This is a genomic window from Rhizobium sp. UBA1881, from assembly GCF_002338015.1.
Lineage (GTDB): Bacteria > Pseudomonadota > Alphaproteobacteria > Rhizobiales > Rhizobiaceae > Rhizobium.
On sequence record NZ_DDHH01000190.1, the window covers coordinates 13,596 to 27,968 of the forward strand.

Annotated in this window: 16 protein-coding genes and 1 pseudogene; 8 read left to right on the forward strand and 9 right to left on the reverse strand. The window is 61.8% G+C overall.

What is annotated here, in order from left to right; genetic code table 11:
- The first annotated feature begins 36 nt into the window (after window positions 1-36).
- The 4 genes from rpsM (at window position 37) to rplQ (ending at window position 2,511) form a co-directional block, all read left to right on the forward strand.
- Window positions 37-405, forward strand: coding sequence for a 30S ribosomal protein S13 (rpsM, locus tag B3605_RS22905; protein WP_018900258.1), 369 nt, complete (start codon window positions 37-39; stop codon window positions 403-405).
- A gap of 134 nt (window positions 406-539) precedes the next feature.
- Window positions 540-929 (forward strand): 30S ribosomal protein S11, encoded by a 390-nt coding sequence (rpsK, locus tag B3605_RS22910; protein ID WP_003547577.1) that lies wholly within the window; start codon window positions 540-542, stop codon window positions 927-929.
- A 100-nt stretch (window positions 930-1,029) separates the two neighbouring features.
- On the forward strand, window positions 1,030-2,040 hold the full coding sequence (locus B3605_RS22915) for a DNA-directed RNA polymerase subunit alpha (RefSeq protein WP_007787729.1): 1,011 nt from the start codon (window positions 1,030-1,032) through the stop codon (window positions 2,038-2,040).
- A gap of 45 nt (window positions 2,041-2,085) precedes the next feature.
- A complete protein-coding gene (rplQ, locus tag B3605_RS22920) occupies window positions 2,086-2,511 on the forward strand; it encodes a 50S ribosomal protein L17 (RefSeq protein ID WP_018900257.1) in 426 nt (141 codons plus the stop codon).
- Window positions 2,512-2,621: 110 nt separating this feature from the next.
- Here the strand turns inward: rplQ and msrQ are convergent, their stop codons facing one another.
- The gene (gene msrQ / locus B3605_RS22925; protein WP_112941572.1) at window positions 2,622-3,284 is read right to left on the reverse strand and encodes a protein-methionine-sulfoxide reductase heme-binding subunit MsrQ; all 663 of its coding nucleotides are present in this window, start codon (window positions 3,282-3,284) and stop codon (window positions 2,622-2,624) included.
- The gene (msrP, locus tag B3605_RS22930) at window positions 3,284-4,231 is read right to left on the reverse strand and encodes a protein-methionine-sulfoxide reductase catalytic subunit MsrP (protein ID WP_112941571.1); all 948 of its coding nucleotides are present in this window, start codon (window positions 4,229-4,231) and stop codon (window positions 3,284-3,286) included. The genes msrQ and msrP overlap by 1 nt, the downstream gene beginning before the upstream one ends.
- 331 nt (window positions 4,232-4,562) lie before the next feature.
- Between msrP and ilvD the strand changes: the two genes are divergently transcribed.
- On the forward strand, window positions 4,563-6,401 hold the full coding sequence (gene ilvD / locus B3605_RS22935) for a dihydroxy-acid dehydratase (RefSeq protein ID WP_018900253.1): 1,839 nt from the start codon (window positions 4,563-4,565) through the stop codon (window positions 6,399-6,401).
- Window positions 6,402-6,443: 42 nt separating this feature from the next.
- On the opposite strand, the gene B3605_RS22940 is transcribed toward ilvD, so the two are convergent.
- Both B3605_RS22940 and B3605_RS22945 read right to left on the reverse strand, forming a co-directional pair.
- On the reverse strand, window positions 6,444-6,797 hold the full coding sequence (locus B3605_RS22940) for a lysozyme inhibitor LprI family protein (protein WP_112941570.1): 354 nt from the start codon (window positions 6,795-6,797) through the stop codon (window positions 6,444-6,446).
- Between the two features lie 18 nt (window positions 6,798-6,815).
- A pseudogene (locus B3605_RS22945) lies at window positions 6,816-7,197 on the reverse strand (YkvA family protein).
- 139 nt (window positions 7,198-7,336) lie between these two features.
- Between B3605_RS22945 and B3605_RS22950 the strand changes: the two are divergent.
- Both B3605_RS22950 and B3605_RS22955 read left to right on the forward strand, forming a co-directional pair.
- Complete coding sequence (locus B3605_RS22950; protein ID WP_112941568.1) at window positions 7,337-8,755, forward strand: DegQ family serine endoprotease; 1,419 nt, start codon at window positions 7,337-7,339, stop codon at window positions 8,753-8,755.
- Window positions 8,752-10,068, forward strand: a complete 1,317-nt coding sequence (locus B3605_RS22955) for a replication-associated recombination protein A (protein WP_018900249.1) — start codon at window positions 8,752-8,754, stop codon at window positions 10,066-10,068. Before B3605_RS22950 ends, B3605_RS22955 begins: the two co-directional genes overlap by 4 nt.
- Here B3605_RS22955 and B3605_RS22960 read toward each other — a convergent pair whose 3' ends face one another.
- From B3605_RS22960 to dapA, 3 genes are all read right to left on the reverse strand, one after another.
- Window positions 10,069-10,377 (reverse strand): DUF1883 domain-containing protein, encoded by a 309-nt coding sequence (locus tag B3605_RS22960; RefSeq protein WP_296436334.1) that lies wholly within the window; start codon window positions 10,375-10,377, stop codon window positions 10,069-10,071.
- A 114-nt stretch (window positions 10,378-10,491) separates the two neighbouring features.
- Window positions 10,492-10,752, reverse strand: a complete 261-nt coding sequence (locus tag B3605_RS22965) for a hypothetical protein (RefSeq protein WP_112941567.1) — start codon at window positions 10,750-10,752, stop codon at window positions 10,492-10,494.
- Between the two features lie 51 nt (window positions 10,753-10,803).
- Complete coding sequence (gene dapA / locus B3605_RS22970; RefSeq protein ID WP_296436336.1) at window positions 10,804-11,706, reverse strand: 4-hydroxy-tetrahydrodipicolinate synthase; 903 nt, start codon at window positions 11,704-11,706, stop codon at window positions 10,804-10,806.
- Window positions 11,707-12,197: 491 nt separating this feature from the next.
- On the opposite strand from dapA, the gene B3605_RS22975 reads away from it, so the two are divergent.
- Window positions 12,198-12,617 carry a DoxX family protein gene (locus B3605_RS22975; protein WP_112941565.1) on the forward strand — a complete coding sequence of 140 codons (420 nt, stop codon included), beginning with the start codon at window positions 12,198-12,200 and terminating at the stop codon, window positions 12,615-12,617.
- Here B3605_RS22975 and B3605_RS22980 read toward each other — a convergent pair.
- Window positions 12,606-13,322 carry a sulfite exporter TauE/SafE family protein gene (locus tag B3605_RS22980; RefSeq protein WP_296436394.1) on the reverse strand — a complete coding sequence of 239 codons (717 nt, stop codon included), beginning with the start codon at window positions 13,320-13,322 and terminating at the stop codon, window positions 12,606-12,608. The genes B3605_RS22975 and B3605_RS22980 overlap by 12 nt on opposite strands.
- Before the next feature lie 91 nt (window positions 13,323-13,413).
- Window positions 13,414-14,346, reverse strand: coding sequence for an N-acetyl-gamma-glutamyl-phosphate reductase (argC, locus tag B3605_RS22985; protein ID WP_112941563.1), 933 nt, complete (start codon window positions 14,344-14,346; stop codon window positions 13,414-13,416).
- Window positions 14,347-14,373: the final 27 nt, after the last annotated feature.

Below are 14,373 nucleotides of genomic sequence, written 5' to 3' on the forward strand. Positions count from 1 at the left end.
TTGCCGGATGGCAACTGGAACGCAAGGAGAATAGGCGTGGCACGTATCGCTGGCGTCAACATCCCGACCGCAAAGCGCGTTGTAATCGCGCTGACGTACATTCACGGGATCGGTCCGAAATTCGCACAGGAAATCATCGAGAAGGTCGGTATTCCTGCTGATCGTCGCGTGAATCAGCTCACCGACGCTGAAGTCCTGCAGATCCGCGAAACCATCGACCGCGATTACCAGGTCGAAGGTGACCTGCGTCGCGAAACCTCGATGAACATCAAGCGTCTGATGGACCTCGGCTGCTACCGCGGCCTGCGTCATCGCCGTGGCCTTCCGGTCCGCGGTCAGCGCACGCACACCAATGCTCGTACCCGCAAGGGCCCGGCAAAGGCTATCGCTGGTAAGAAGAAGTAATTTCCGGGAAACCGGAGGTGAGGGGGCTGGCGGTCTGCGCCGGCCTCTTTTGAGTTTGGGGCAGGGCCGCAAGGTCTCGTTCCGGTGTAGCCGCTGGTATTACGGCGGTGCAGAGATCCAAGAAAGGGATTAAAATGGCCAAGGAAGCCGTACGCGTTCGCCGTCGCGAACGTAAAAATATTTCGTCGGGCGTCGCTCACGTCAACTCGACCTTCAACAACACGATGATCACGATCACCGACGCACAGGGCAACGCCATTGCCTGGTCGTCTGCTGGCGCCAAGGGCTTCAAGGGCTCGCGCAAGTCGACCCCGTTCGCTGCTCAGATCGCTGCTGAAGACTGCGCCAAGAAGGCTCAGGAACACGGCATGAAGTCGCTGGAAGTTGAAGTTTGCGGTCCGGGTTCGGGTCGTGAATCCGCTCTGCGCGCCCTCCAGGCTGCTGGTTTCATGATCACGTCCATCCGCGACGTGACCCCGATCCCGCACAATGGTTGCCGCCCGCGCAAGAAGCGTCGCGTCTGATCATCGCCATTCACAACATCGGTGAGCGGATCCTCGCTCCCGATGCTTCTCAAGCTCGGTTGCCACGATTGGATGGTGGCAACGAACGGAAGGCAAAAATATGATTCAGAAAAACTGGCAGGAATTGATCAAGCCGAACAAGGTCGAGTTCTCTTCGAGCTCGCGCACCAAGGCGACGCTCGTAGCAGAGCCGCTGGAGCGCGGTTTCGGCCTCACCCTCGGCAACGCGCTTCGCCGCGTTCTGCTGTCCTCGCTGCGCGGTGCCGCAGTGACGGCTGTGCAGATCGATGGCGTGCTGCATGAATTCTCGTCGATCCCTGGCGTTCGTGAAGATGTCACCGACATCGTTCTGAACATCAAGGAAATCGCCATCAAGATGGATGGCGACGACGCAAAGCGCATGGTCGTGCGTAAGCAGGGTCCGGGCGTTGTAACGGCTGGCGACATCCAGACGGTCGGCGATATCGAAATCCTCAACCCCGAGCATGTGATCTGCACGCTCGACGAGGGCGCCGAAATCCGCATGGAATTCACGGTCAACAACGGCAAGGGTTATGTTCCGGCCGATCGCAATCGTGCGGAAGATGCTCCGATCGGTCTCATTCCGGTCGACAGCCTTTATTCGCCGGTCAAGAAGGTGTCCTACAAGGTTGAAAATACCCGCGAAGGACAGGTTCTCGACTACGACAAGCTGAACATGACCATCGAAACCGATGGCTCGATCTCCGGCGAAGATGCCGTCGCTTTCGCGGCTCGCATCCTGCAGGATCAGCTTGGCGTGTTCGTCAACTTCGACGAGCCGCAGAAGGAAACCGAAGAAGAAGCAGTCACCGAACTTGCTTTCAACCCGGCTCTCCTCAAGAAGGTGGACGAACTCGAACTGTCTGTTCGCTCGGCAAACTGCCTGAAGAACGACAACATCGTCTACATCGGCGACCTCATTCAGAAGACCGAAGCAGAAATGCTCCGCACGCCGAATTTTGGTCGCAAGTCGCTGAACGAAATCAAGGAAGTTCTCGCTTCCATGGGCCTGCACCTCGGCATGGAAGTGCCGGCATGGCCGCCCGAGAACATCGAAGATCTCGCCAAGCGTTACGAAGACCAATACTAACCATCAAACGGCGGGCGAGATGCCTGCATGTGAAGGAGAATAGCAATGCGCCACGGTAAAGCCGGCCGCAAGCTGAATAGAACCGCTAGCCACCGCAAGGCAATGTTTGCCAACATGGCGGCTTCGCTCATCACCCATGAGCAGATCGTGACCACCCTGCCGAAGGCAAAGGAAATCCGTCCGATCGTTGAAAAGCTCGTAACCCTCGGCAAGCGCGGCGACCTGCACGCTCGTCGTCAGGCGATTTCGCAGATCCGCGACGCCGCTGTTGTTTCGAAGCTCTTCGACACGATCGCTTCGCGCTACGCAACCCGCAACGGCGGCTACCTGCGTATCATGAAGGCTGGCTTCCGCCAGGGCGACAACGCCGCTCTCGCCGTCATCGAATTCGTTGACCGCGACACCTTCGCCAAGGGCGCAGCCGACAAGGCTCGCGTTGAAGCCGAAGCAGCTGCTGCTGAAGCCGCTTAATATTTTCCGGTTCGCCGGAAGCAAAAACAGCCGGGCTGAAAAGCCCGGCTGTTTTCGTTTGAGACGTTGATTTCGGTAGAAGCGGCGTCGCCGCGCTGGGCCTTCGAGTTTTACGCGGCGACCTTTTCGGTCCGCCCGCCAGTGCCGCGCCGTCCTTGGCTGCGTTTGCGACTGCGCGCAATCGGCCGCCATGACCGATAGAGGATCATCAGGATGATCAGGCCGACATAGACATACTGCTCGAGATCCAGAAGCTTCGTCGACAGCGCGAAGTGCACCGCGCCGCAGGCGGCGATGATGTAGATCAGCTTGTGCAGCCAGATCCAATTCGAGCCGAGCTTCCTGATCGACAGGTTGTTGGAGGTGACAGCCAGCGGCACGAGCAGCACAAGGCCGGCCATGCCGAACATGATGAAGGGACGCTTCATCACATCGTCGAGGACAGCGGAAACGTCGAGCGCTTGGTCAAGGACCATGTAGACCGTGAAGTGCATGGCCACGTAGTAAAAAGCGAGAAGTCCCAGCGCGCGGCGATAGCGCAGATAGTTCCAGCCGAGCAGATCGCGGGCAGGGGATACGGCGAGCGTCAGCACCAGGAAGCGGATCGCCCAGAGGCCGAGGAACAGCTCGAACGTCTTGACCGGATCGGCCCCCAGCTGGTCGGTGGCGCCGAGATAGAAGGTCCAGGCGGCCGGCAGCAGCCCGACGGCGTAGAGCAGCCAGACGGAGGCCGAGTGCCATCGCTTCGGCAGGCTGAACGAGAGCGTTGCCATCAGAAGTTCGCCTTCAGGTCCATGCCGGTATAGAGGCTCGCCACCTCATCGCCATAGCCGTTGAACGGCAGTGTAGGATGTCGGCTGGCGCCGAAGAATCCGCTCTCGCCGATCCGCCGCTCGGTCGCCTGGCTCCAGCGCGGATGATCGACGGCGGGATTGACGTTGGCATAGAAGCCGTATTCCTGCGAATTGGTGACCTGCCAGGTGTTCTTCGGCTCCTTGTCCGTCAGCGTGATCCGCACGATCGACTTGATGCCCTTGAATCCATATTTCCACGGGACGACCAGCCGGATCGGCGCGCCGTTCTGGTTCTGTAGCGTCTCGCCATAAAGCCCGACGGCAAGCAGCGTCAGCGGGTGGTTGCCCTCGTCGAGCCGCAAACCTTCCACATAGGGCCAGTCAAGCGATTGGAAGATGCCCTTCTGCCCCGGCATCTCCTCCGGGCGCACAACGGTCTCGAAGGCGACATACTTGGCGCTTCCGAGTGGCTCGACCTTGCTGAGCAGCGAGGCCAGCGGAAAGCCGTCCCATGGGATCACCATCGACCATGCCTCGACGCAGCGCATGCGATAGGTACGGCTCTCGATCGGAAATTCCTTCATCAGCGCGTCGAGATCGAAGGTGCCCGGCTTGTTGACCATGCCATCGACCTTGATCGTCCAGGGCGTGGGCTTGAAGTCGCCCGACAGCGCCGCCGGATCACCCTTGTCGAGACCGAACTCGTAGAAATTATTGTATGTCGTCACATCCTTGATCGGGGTCAGCTTCTCGTCGACCTTGTACTTGCTGTCGACGGTCGTAAGTGCGGCTGCGCTGGCAGTGCCGGCACCCAATAGACCCACTGCGCCGATCGCGGCGGCGCCAAGGAACTGGCGGCGATCAAGATAGGTCTGGCGCGGCGTGATCTCAGACGAAGCAATCTTGGGTGGACGATAGACGGGCATGATATCCTCCTGAGCAACAGAAGCTCGGCATGGAACTTGAACGCATTCAAGCTCGTTTCGGATCACTGTTTACGCCTTGAAGCGGCCGCCCGGGAAGCCAACTTATCGTGTAGCGAAAACGTACCGTCCGCCTGTAACAAACCACGTTCTGCCCACGTATATGATCGATGGGCGCCTGAGGCGTACCGAGGAGTACCGCTTTTGCCTTTCCCGGTAGTGACAGCATATACTCTTTGGATTAGGACAATTCCAAAAAGCAGCGATAGTCGGAGCGTGTCGTCAAGATCCGCCCGGTATCGCGCAAGACTTCCGATGTTGTGAGGAAACACCAATGCCAGCTTATCGTTCGAGAACCACGACCCACGGCCGCAACATGGCGGGTGCGCGCGGCCTTTGGCGCGCCACGGGCATGAAGGATTCGGATTTCGGCAAGCCGATTATCGCGGTGGTCAACTCCTTCACCCAGTTCGTGCCGGGTCACGTCCACCTGAAGGACCTCGGCCAGCTCGTCGCGCGCGAAATCGAAGCGGCCGGCGGCGTCGCCAAGGAGTTCAACACGATCGCCGTCGACGACGGCATCGCCATGGGCCATGACGGCATGCTCTATTCGCTGCCTTCGCGCGAGCTGATCGCCGACAGCGTCGAATACATGGTCAACGCCCACTGCGCCGACGCCATGGTCTGCATCTCCAACTGCGACAAGATCACCCCCGGCATGCTGATGGCCTCGCTGCGCCTCAATATCCCGACGGTCTTCGTCTCTGGCGGCCCGATGGAAGCCGGCAAGGTGGTGCTGAACGGCAAGAAGGTTGCGCTCGACCTCGTCGATGCCATGGTCGCAGCCGCTGACGACAAGATCAGCGATGAAGACGTCGCCGTCATCGAGCGCTCCGCTTGCCCGACCTGCGGTTCCTGCTCCGGCATGTTCACGGCAAACTCGATGAACTGTCTGACGGAAGCCCTGGGCCTGTCATTACCAGGAAACGGCTCGACACTCGCCACCCATTCCGACCGCAAGGAACTCTTCCTTGAAGCCGGTCGCCGCGTCGTCGAGCTCGCACGTCGCTATTACGAACAGGACGATCTGACCGCTCTGCCGCGTACTATCGCCAGCAAAGGCGCGTTCGAGAACGCCATGGCGCTCGATATTGCCATGGGTGGCTCGACCAACACCGTTCTGCACATTCTCGCGGCGGCCCATGAAGGCGAGATCGATTTCACGATGGACGATATCGATCGCCTGTCGCGTCGCGTTCCTTGCCTGTCGAAGGTCGCGCCCGCCAAGGCCGACGTTCACATGGAAGACGTTCACCGCGCCGGCGGCATCATGGCCATCCTCGGCGAACTCGACCGTGCCGGCCTGCTGAATGTCGATCTGCCGACCGTCCACGCGCCGACCATGCGCGAAGCGCTGGCGCAGTGGGATGTCGCGGTCACCGACAACAAGGCTGCCTTCGATCTCTTCAGCGCCGCTCCCGGCGGTGTTCCGACGCAGGTCGCCTTCAGCCAGAGCTCGCGTTGGGAAGAACTCGACCTCGACCGCGAAACCGGCGTCATCCGCGATGCCCAGCATCCCTTCTCCAAGGATGGCGGTCTCGCCGTCCTGAAGGGCAACCTCGCGCTCGACGGCTGCATCGTGAAGACCGCTGGCGTCGATGAATCGATCCTGAAGTTCTCCGGCCCGGCCAAGGTCTATGAAAGCCAGGACGCGGCAGTAAAGGCGATCCTGTCCAACGAAGTCGTCGCCGGCGACGTCGTGGTCATCCGCTACGAAGGCCCGAAGGGCGGCCCGGGCATGCAGGAAATGCTCTATCCGACGAGCTACCTGAAGTCGAAGGGCCTCGGAAAGGCTTGCGCGCTGATCACCGACGGCCGCTTCTCCGGCGGCACCTCGGGTCTGTCGATCGGTCACGCCTCTCCGGAAGCGGCCAATGGCGGCACCATCGGCCTTGTGCGCGAAGGCGACATGATCGACATCGACATCCCGAACCGCACGATCAGCCTGCGCGTGGACGACCAGGAACTGGCGACCCGCCGCGCCGAACAAGACGCCAAGGGCTGGCAGCCGGCCGAAAAGCGCAAGCGCAACGTCACGACCGCGCTGAAGGCCTACGCCGCCTTCGCGACCAGCGCCGACCGCGGCGCCGTTCGCGATCTCGGCGATCGCTGAACCTACTGATTAAAAGTCAATTGTTCTATTAAACCGGTCGCCTCAAAGCGGCCGGTTTATGTTTTTGTAGCTTTCCGCCAGCTGCTTCAGCCGCTCGTCATAGGCAGCCTGGATGCAGGCGACGTCGGCGGCGCACTCCTGTCGCTTCTTCAGCCACGCCGTCTGCTCATCCTGCATCGTGCCGCGCGAGCCCATGGCAAGCAGGCCGGATAACAGGTCGAAGGTCGTCACCATCTTCACATCGGCGTCGTTCAGCGCGCGGTTGTCGCAGATCGCCTTCTCGTCCGGCTTCAACTCCTTGGCTTCGCAATCGAAGCTCGCCGCGTGGCTTATCCCGGCGGATGAAAGCAGCAGGGCGGCGGCGGTGAAAAGAAGGGGCTGGCGATATCGCGTCATGCAGTGGTTCCTGTCCGTCTATCTGGCTCTCAAGAATGCCATGCCGATGAAGATGATGCAGCAAACCCAAGATGGCAAGGATGACGATGAGCCCGGCGCGGCTGGACGGCCGCTCCAGACGCGCGGCGGCCTCGACGCGCAGTTCCGCCATGACATCGGACGGGATGAGCCTGACGGCGAGCATGATGCCCAAGGGCACGATGAGGAGATCGTCGAGATAACCGAGCACGGGAATGAAATCGGGGATCAGGTCGATCGGCGATAGCGCGTAAGCGGCGACGCCGCCAGCGACCGCCTTCGCGTACCAGGGTACGCGTCTGTCCCGCGCGGCAAGCCACAGCGCGACGATGTCACGCTTCAGTGATTTCGCCCACAGTTTGGCCTTTGATATCAGTTGCATGCCTGTCGTTCCTGACTCAGTTTGGCAAGTATGTTGCGCATCGGTTGACCCGCCTTGATCTTCCATGCTTCCGCCCTCTTTCCTTTCTAGCGTCCGGCACTACAACGTTCTCTCAAGACGATTTCAAGAAGGGATTCTTATGCACGACCTGTTGAAGCGCGCCTCTCTGCCGCTGCTTGCTCTGGTGCTTGCACTGCCGATCAACGCTCATGCCCAAACGGCGAATAGCGAGACGGGCAAGACCGTGCCGCAGAGCCAGATGGAGATGCAGCTGTCCTTCGCGCCGCTCGTCAAGCAGACGGCGGGTGCGGTGGTGAACGTTTATGCGGAAAAGACCGTTCGCCGTCAGTCGCCGTTTGCCGGCGATCCCTTCTTCGAGCAGTTCTTCGGCCAGCAGATGCCGAACCGTACGCAGAAGCAGTCCTCGCTCGGCTCCGGCGTCATCGTCGAGGCGAACGGCACGATCGTGACCAACAACCACGTCATCGAAGGCGCCGACGAAATCAAGATCGCGCTCTCGGATGGTCGCGAGTTTCCCTGCAAGGTCATTCTCAAGGACGATCGTCTGGACCTCGCCGTGCTCAAGGTCGATACCAAGGCGACGTTCCCGGCGCTTCCGATCGGCAATTCCGACGCTGTTGAGGTTGGCGATCTCGTGCTGGCCATCGGCAACCCGTTCGGTGTCGGCCAGACGGTCACGTCAGGCATCGTCTCGGCGCTGGCGCGTAACCAGGTCGTCAAGGACGAGTTCGGCTTCTTCATCCAGACCGACGCATCGATCAACCCCGGCAATTCCGGTGGCGCGCTGATGAACATGAAGGGCGAGCTGATCGGCATCAACACCGCCATCTTCTCGCGCGGCGGCGGCTCCAACGGCATCGGCTTCGCCATCCCCGCCAACCTCGTGAAAGTCTTCGTCGCTTCCGCCGACGCGGGCGTGAAGACCTTCGAGCGTCCTTATGTGGGCGCGACCTTCGATGCTGTCACCTCCGACGTTGCCGATGCACTCGGCCTCGAGAAAGCGCGCGGCGCCATCGTCGTCAAGGTCACGGAAGGCGGCCCGGCCGCAAAGGCCGGCCTGAAGGCGGGTGAAGTAATCACCGCCGTCGATGGCATCTCGGTGGAGCATCCCGACGCACTGTATTACCGCCTGACCACGGCCGGTCTCGGCAAGCCTGTCGATCTCGCCATCACCGACAATGGCAAGGAAGAGCATGTGAAGATGACGCTCGGCCAGGCGCCCGAGACGACGCCGCGCGATCAGCGCACGATCGGCGGCCGTTCGCCGTTCACAGGCACCGTCGTCGAGAACCTGTCGCCGCGCGTGGCCGATGAGCTGCGCATGGCAAGCGAGAGCACGGGCGTCGTCGTTTCGGAAGTGAAGGATGGCTCCGTTGCCCAACAGCTCGGTTTCGAGCCGAAGGACATCATTGTCTCCGTCAACAGCGCCGATGTGAAGACCACGAAGGATCTTGCTACGTTGGCCGCGCAGAACCCGAGCTTCTGGCGCGTCGAGATCGAGCGCAACGGCCAGCGCATCCGGCAGTTCTTCCGATGAGCAATGACCTCTTCGCGCCGCGCATTCCGCCGGAGGTCGCCAACAGGCGGCCGCTCGCGGATCGGCTTCGCCCGCAGACCATCGCCGACGTCACCGGTCAGGATCACCTGACCGGCGAGGACGGTGTTCTCAGGCGGATGATCGAAAGCGGCTCGTTGGGATCGATGATCTTCTGGGGCCCACCCGGAACCGGCAAGACCACCGTCGCGCGCCTGCTGTCGGGCGAGGCGGGTCTTGCCTTCGAACAGATTTCGGCGATCTTCTCCGGCGTCGCCGATCTCAAGAAAGTCTTCGAGGCCGCCCGCCTGCGCCGCATGGATGGGCGCCAGACGTTGCTCTTCGTTGACGAGATCCATCGCTTCAACCGCGCCCAGCAGGATAGCTTCCTGCCTGTGATGGAAGACGGCACCGTCATCCTCGTCGGCGCCACCACCGAGAACCCGTCCTTCGAGCTCAACGCCGCTCTTTTGTCACGCGCCCGCGTACTGACCTTCAAGTCGCATGACGATCAGAGCCTGGCCGAGCTTCTGAACCGCGCCGAGGCGATCGAGGGCAGGGAGCTGCCGCTCACGCCGGAAGCCCGCGTCAGCCTGTTGCGCATGGCCGATGGCGATGGCCGCGCCGTGCTGACGCTCGCCGAGGAAGTTTGGCGTGCCGCCCGCCGCGACGAAATCTTCGACACCGAGGGACTGACCAAGATCGTCCAGCGCCGCGCCCCCGTCTACGACAAGGCCCAGGACGGCCACTACAATCTGATCTCGGCGCTGCACAAATCCGTGCGCGGTTCCGACCCCGATGCGGCGCTCTATTATCTGGCACGCATGTTCGACGCCGGCGAGGATCCGCTCTATCTCGGCCGTCGGCTGGTACGCATGGCGGTCGAGGATATCGGCCTTGCCGATCCGCAGGCACTGGTCATCTGCAATGCCGCCAAGGACGCCTACGACTATCTCGGCTCGCCCGAGGGGGAGCTGGCGCTGGCGCAGGCCTGTGTCTACCTCGCCACCGCGCCGAAATCGAACGCCGTCTACACCGCCTTCAAGGCCGCCACGATGGCCGCCAAGCAGAACGGTTCGCTGCTACCGCCAAAGCACATCCTGAACGCGCCGACCAAGCTGATGAAGGATGAGGGCTACAACGAAGGCTATCGCTACGACCACGACGAGCCGGACGCCTTTTCCGGCCAGGACTATTTCCCGGAGAAGATGGGCCGCCAGACCTTCTACGATCCGCCCGAGCGCGGTTTCGAGCGCGATATCCGCAAGCGGCTTGAATGGTGGTCGAAACTCAGGAAAGAGCGCAATCCGCGCTGATCACGACGCCCGTGTCTGAGCCGATGGCGCGGTGACGATCTTGACGGATGATTCCGCAAGACCGTGATGGCCTTCCATGTCGACCACGAGATGCCAGTGGCCGCTGTCGGGGATCGGCACCCGGATCGGAGATTTGCGCGCAACGCCGCCTACATATTTGAAGTCGAGCACTTCGGTAAAGCGCTGGTAGTTCGGCGATGTCATCAGTCGAACATTGGCGACCGCGTTCAAAATCACCTCGATCACCGTTCCGGCGCGCTGTTCCTTGAGATCATAATGAGTAAAGCGGAAATTCGGCTTGTTCGACATCGTGTCTGCTCGGGTGGGGTAGGGGCAGATGATACGAAACGGCGGTTAAGGAAGCGTTCGCCAACGCCAGCGGGAACGCCGTTGCGCGCTCCCGCGGAGGTGGATCATGTCTCGTCAGTGCACATGTCGGCCCTTATCGGCTTGATCGAAGGGTAGCAGTGTTCGTGTGCGGATGATCGCGATCTGCGTGGCATCGTGATCGCATTCGTCGGAGGCGAAATGCAATGCGGCGCTCTCGCTGACAAACAGACCACCGACGCGCCCCTCGCGATCCTGAACCACCCATCCGCCACCCTTGCTCCGGCCGATGGTAAAGCGCGGCAGGGGGCTGGGCTCGATGGTCGGGGCGAGGGCACGCGCGTTGGAGGAGGGCATGATCTTTCCTTTCAGATTGGATGATCGAGGCTGTGATTGGGATTGTCTGGCTTAGACGGCCCGCGCTTGGCGACGGCTATCGGCAAGCCCTGTCAGGGCGGCGAAAACCGCAGCCTTCCTGGTGGCATCGAGGCCGACCATCGGCAGGCGGACGTCAGGGGACGTGCCAAGCAGCACATGCAGTGCGTATTTGACGGGAGCCGGCGAGCCACCTTCCGCAAGCGCCCGAATGAGCGGCTGCAGACGGTCCTGCAGAGCCGTGGCCGCCGCCACGTTGCCCGCCTTCGCCGAGCGATGAAGCGAAGCAAACAGGCGCGGCTCGACATTCGCGCCCGACGACAGCATGCCGTCTCCGCAAGCGAGGCTCGAAAGCGCGCTTCCGTCATCGGATGACAGGGAGACGAAGCGCTGTCGGAGATACGGCGCAAGCCGGGGCCCTTCACCGCTCGAATGGACGACGCCGAGGATACTCTCAACACTCGCCAGCACCTCCAGGCTTTCAGGTGCCAGGCTGCTGGCGCAGCGCGAAGGGCTGTCGTCGATGATGACAGGCAGATCGCTCGCCGCCGCCACCTGCTCGAAATGGCGGATGATGCCCTTCTGCCCCGGTTTCGAATAATAGGGCACGGTGACCAGCGCCGCATCGGCGCCAAGCTCCCGCGCTTCCAAAGTCAGCGCGATCGTGGTCGATGTGGCATTGGTGCCGGTGGCGGCGGTGACGGGCACCCGCCCAGCCGCGACCCTCACACAGGTACGGATGATGGCCGCCCGCTCCGTCAGCGATAGCGTCGGCCCTTCGCCGGTGACTGTGCAGACGGCCAGTCCGTCGATGCCGGAATTGATCTGCCGCTCCGCCAGCCGCTCGAGCATGGAAAGGTCGAACCGGTCGTTTCTGAATGGCGTGACCAGCGCCGTGATGACAGTTCCCAGTCGTAGTCGCGTGTCGATCCGCATGGCCGTGTCAGATACTGCCCCAGATGACGTAGATCTCGACGGCCGCCAGCACGAGGCCGAAGACGATTAGTACGTGCGCTGTGCGCTTCTCACGCATCTGCCGCTTTGCCACGGGCGGTCGTGGACGGCCGGTTGGAGGGTGGGGAAATAGGAAGTCTCGCATGACGTCTACCTCTGAATTTCGACCAAAGGCTAACGCCGCGCGGCGTATGAAATCCATTCGCGGGTCTTCGACGGGAAATAGAAATCTCATAAAGGTGGCGTCGGCTGGCGGCGGACAGCGATCGCTAAATCGAATCCGAAATCATGGACTTGCGGCGCGTTTCGGACTCGACTTGCGAAGCACTTGAATCAGAATGACAAGGGGCGGAAGGAGATTGTGCAAGGGCATGTCGGGAGCGCCCCATGCCGTTCGTCCTTGCATCATACGGCGGCGCAATCGCGCTGCGGAGCGTTCACGTATCAGCCGCTATCGGCACAGGGAGAGACATATGGGCAGGACAATCGCAATTCTGATCGCAAGGCTGATCTTCGCCGGCGTGTTCATCATGGCGCTGAGCTTCAAGTTCATGGATATCACGGCCACGGCCGGCTACATCGCCGGCGCGGGCTTTCCATTCCCGCTCTTTCTTGCCTGGATCGCGGCCTTCTTCGAACTGGGGTTGGCGCTCGCCTTTCTAACCGGCATCTTCTTTTCGCCGGCAGCCTTGCTGGCGGGGATTTATGTGATTTTCCTTGCCGTGGCATTCCACGGACCCGGGCGCTGGGCAGGCAATCAAGCGGAGTTCGGCTTCTTCATCGACCACTTCACCTTCCTGGCCGGCCTGCTCTTCGCGGCCGTCCACGGTCCCGGCGAGGCGCTGGTCGCCAAGACCGGCCAAGCCCGCCGGCCGTCTGCCCTAGCGCAGTAGGCCATCGAGAGCGGGCATGCCGAGGAAGGCAGAGGCGCCGATCAGCCCGTAGCAGATGATCCGGAAGGTGCTTTCCTTGGCGAAGCCGAAAAGCTTGGAGCCGAGAAACAGGCCGATCGTATAGCTCGGCAGAATGACCAGCGTCAGCGCGAAGACGGTATCGACGAACAGCCCGCCGGCATAATAGCTGGCGACGCTGAAGCAGGTGGATATCGCGAAATAGATGATGATGTTGGAGCGGACCTTGGTGAACTCGGTCTTTCCGCCCAGCCAGTAGGCGACGACGGGAGGCCCGCCGAGTTGGGCCGCACCACTGAACAATCCGGCCACCAGCCCGACCGCAGCGCTCAGATAGGAATGCGGCTCGCCGTGATAGCGCCAGCCCGAGATCAAAAGGGCAAGCAGCAGCAGCGCGATGACGGTGATCGACCAGCGCAAGAGCAGCGGGTCCATCAGCGTCAGCACGGCCGTTCCGGCGGGAACGCCGAGCATCGCGCCAGCGGCCATGGTGAAGACCTCACGCCGGTTCGCCCGCTTCCACGCGGGCGGGATCATCCCCAGCGTCGCCAGCCCGTCGATGACGAGCAGTACCGGCGAGATCAGCTTCGGGCCGATGATGGCGCCGCCGAGCGGAATGAAGATCAGCGCCGCCCCGAAGCCTGAAAAGCCGCGAGCGAGCCCGGCAATGCAGGCGATGGCGATCAGCGTATAAAGTCAATGATCGGGCAGCGCGGCGGAAAGCCACGCACCGATATCGGCCATGCTACCGGAAAGCGACATGAGATCCCGGCCTCTCTCAGGAGGCCAGCATCAGGTCCATGTTCTGCACGGCAGCGCCCGAGGCACCCTTGCCGAGATTGTCGAGCAGGGCGACGAGATTGACCTGCGAACCACCCGGCGTGCCGAAGACGAAAAGTTTCATCGTGTCCTTGCCGGCGAGCTCGACGGCATCGACGCGCGCCATCTTGCTGCTGTCGGCGAGCGGAACGACGGTCACGATATCCTGGCCGGTATAATGCGCGGTCAGCGCCGCGTGGACGCTCTCCAGCGTCGTGCCTGCGGCCAGCATGTCGAGATGCAGCGGAACCTGCACGATCATGCCCTGCGCGAACTTGCCGACCGATGGTGCGAAGATCGGCGCGCGGTCGAGCAGGCCGTGGATCTTCATCTCGGGCACATGCTTGTGCGTCAGCGTCAGACCGTAGAGGAAATGCGGCGCGTTGATCGCGTCGTCACGGCTCTGGTCTTCCATCTGCGCGATCATCTGCTTGCCGCCGCCGGTATAGCCGGAGACAGCGTTGACGGTGACGGGATAGCCGTCAGACAGAATGCCTGCGGCCCGCAGCGGCCGCATCAGGCCGATCGCGCCGGTCGGATAGCAGCCGGGATTGGCGACAAAGCGGGCCGAACTGATCTTGCCGGCCTGTTCCTTGTCCATCTCGGCGAAGCCATAGGCCCAGGAAGGGTCAACGCGGTAGGCGGTCGAGGTATCGATGACGCGGACATTGTTGTTGGCCGAGACCATCTGCACGGCTTCCTTCGACGCATCGTCGGGCAGGCAGAGGATCGCGATGTCGGCGCTGTTCAGCATGTCCTCGCGGATCGCGGCATTGCGGCGCTCCGCTTCCGGAATGGACAGAAGCTCGACATCGCGGCGGCCGGCCATGCGCGTGCGGATCTGCAGGCCCGTCGTGCCGTGTTCGCCATCGATGAAGATCTTCGGTGCCATTGTCTTGCTCACACTTTCAATAGGTTA

Excerpts from the sequence above, each read along its gene's own strand:
- B3605_RS22960 (WP_296436334.1), bottom strand. The coding sequence starts at position 10,377 with ATGTCGAACAAGCCGAATTTCCGCTTTACTCATTATGATCTCAAGGAA.
- B3605_RS22940 (WP_112941570.1), bottom strand. The coding sequence starts at position 6,797 with ATGACGCGATATCGCCAGCCCCTTCTTTTCACCGCCGCCGCCCTGCTG.
- rplQ (WP_018900257.1), top strand. The coding sequence starts at position 2,086 with ATGCGCCACGGTAAAGCCGGCCGCAAGCTGAATAGAACCGCTAGCCAC.
- rpsK (WP_003547577.1), top strand. The coding sequence starts at position 540 with ATGGCCAAGGAAGCCGTACGCGTTCGCCGTCGCGAACGTAAAAATATT.
- B3605_RS22965 (WP_112941567.1), bottom strand. The coding sequence starts at position 10,752 with ATGCCCTCCTCCAACGCGCGTGCCCTCGCCCCGACCATCGAGCCCAGC.
- ilvD (WP_018900253.1), top strand. The coding sequence starts at position 4,563 with ATGCCAGCTTATCGTTCGAGAACCACGACCCACGGCCGCAACATGGCG.
- msrQ (WP_112941572.1), bottom strand. The coding sequence starts at position 3,284 with ATGGCAACGCTCTCGTTCAGCCTGCCGAAGCGATGGCACTCGGCCTCC.
- B3605_RS22955 (WP_018900249.1), top strand. The coding sequence starts at position 8,752 with ATGAGCAATGACCTCTTCGCGCCGCGCATTCCGCCGGAGGTCGCCAAC.
- B3605_RS22915 (WP_007787729.1), top strand. The coding sequence starts at position 1,030 with ATGATTCAGAAAAACTGGCAGGAATTGATCAAGCCGAACAAGGTCGAG.
- msrP (WP_112941571.1), bottom strand. The coding sequence starts at position 4,231 with ATGCCCGTCTATCGTCCACCCAAGATTGCTTCGTCTGAGATCACGCCG.
- B3605_RS22975 (WP_112941565.1), top strand. The coding sequence starts at position 12,198 with ATGGGCAGGACAATCGCAATTCTGATCGCAAGGCTGATCTTCGCCGGC.
- B3605_RS22950 (WP_112941568.1), top strand. The coding sequence starts at position 7,337 with ATGCACGACCTGTTGAAGCGCGCCTCTCTGCCGCTGCTTGCTCTGGTG.
- argC (WP_112941563.1), bottom strand. The coding sequence starts at position 14,346 with ATGGCACCGAAGATCTTCATCGATGGCGAACACGGCACGACGGGCCTG.
- dapA (WP_296436336.1), bottom strand. The coding sequence starts at position 11,706 with ATGCGGATCGACACGCGACTACGACTGGGAACTGTCATCACGGCGCTG.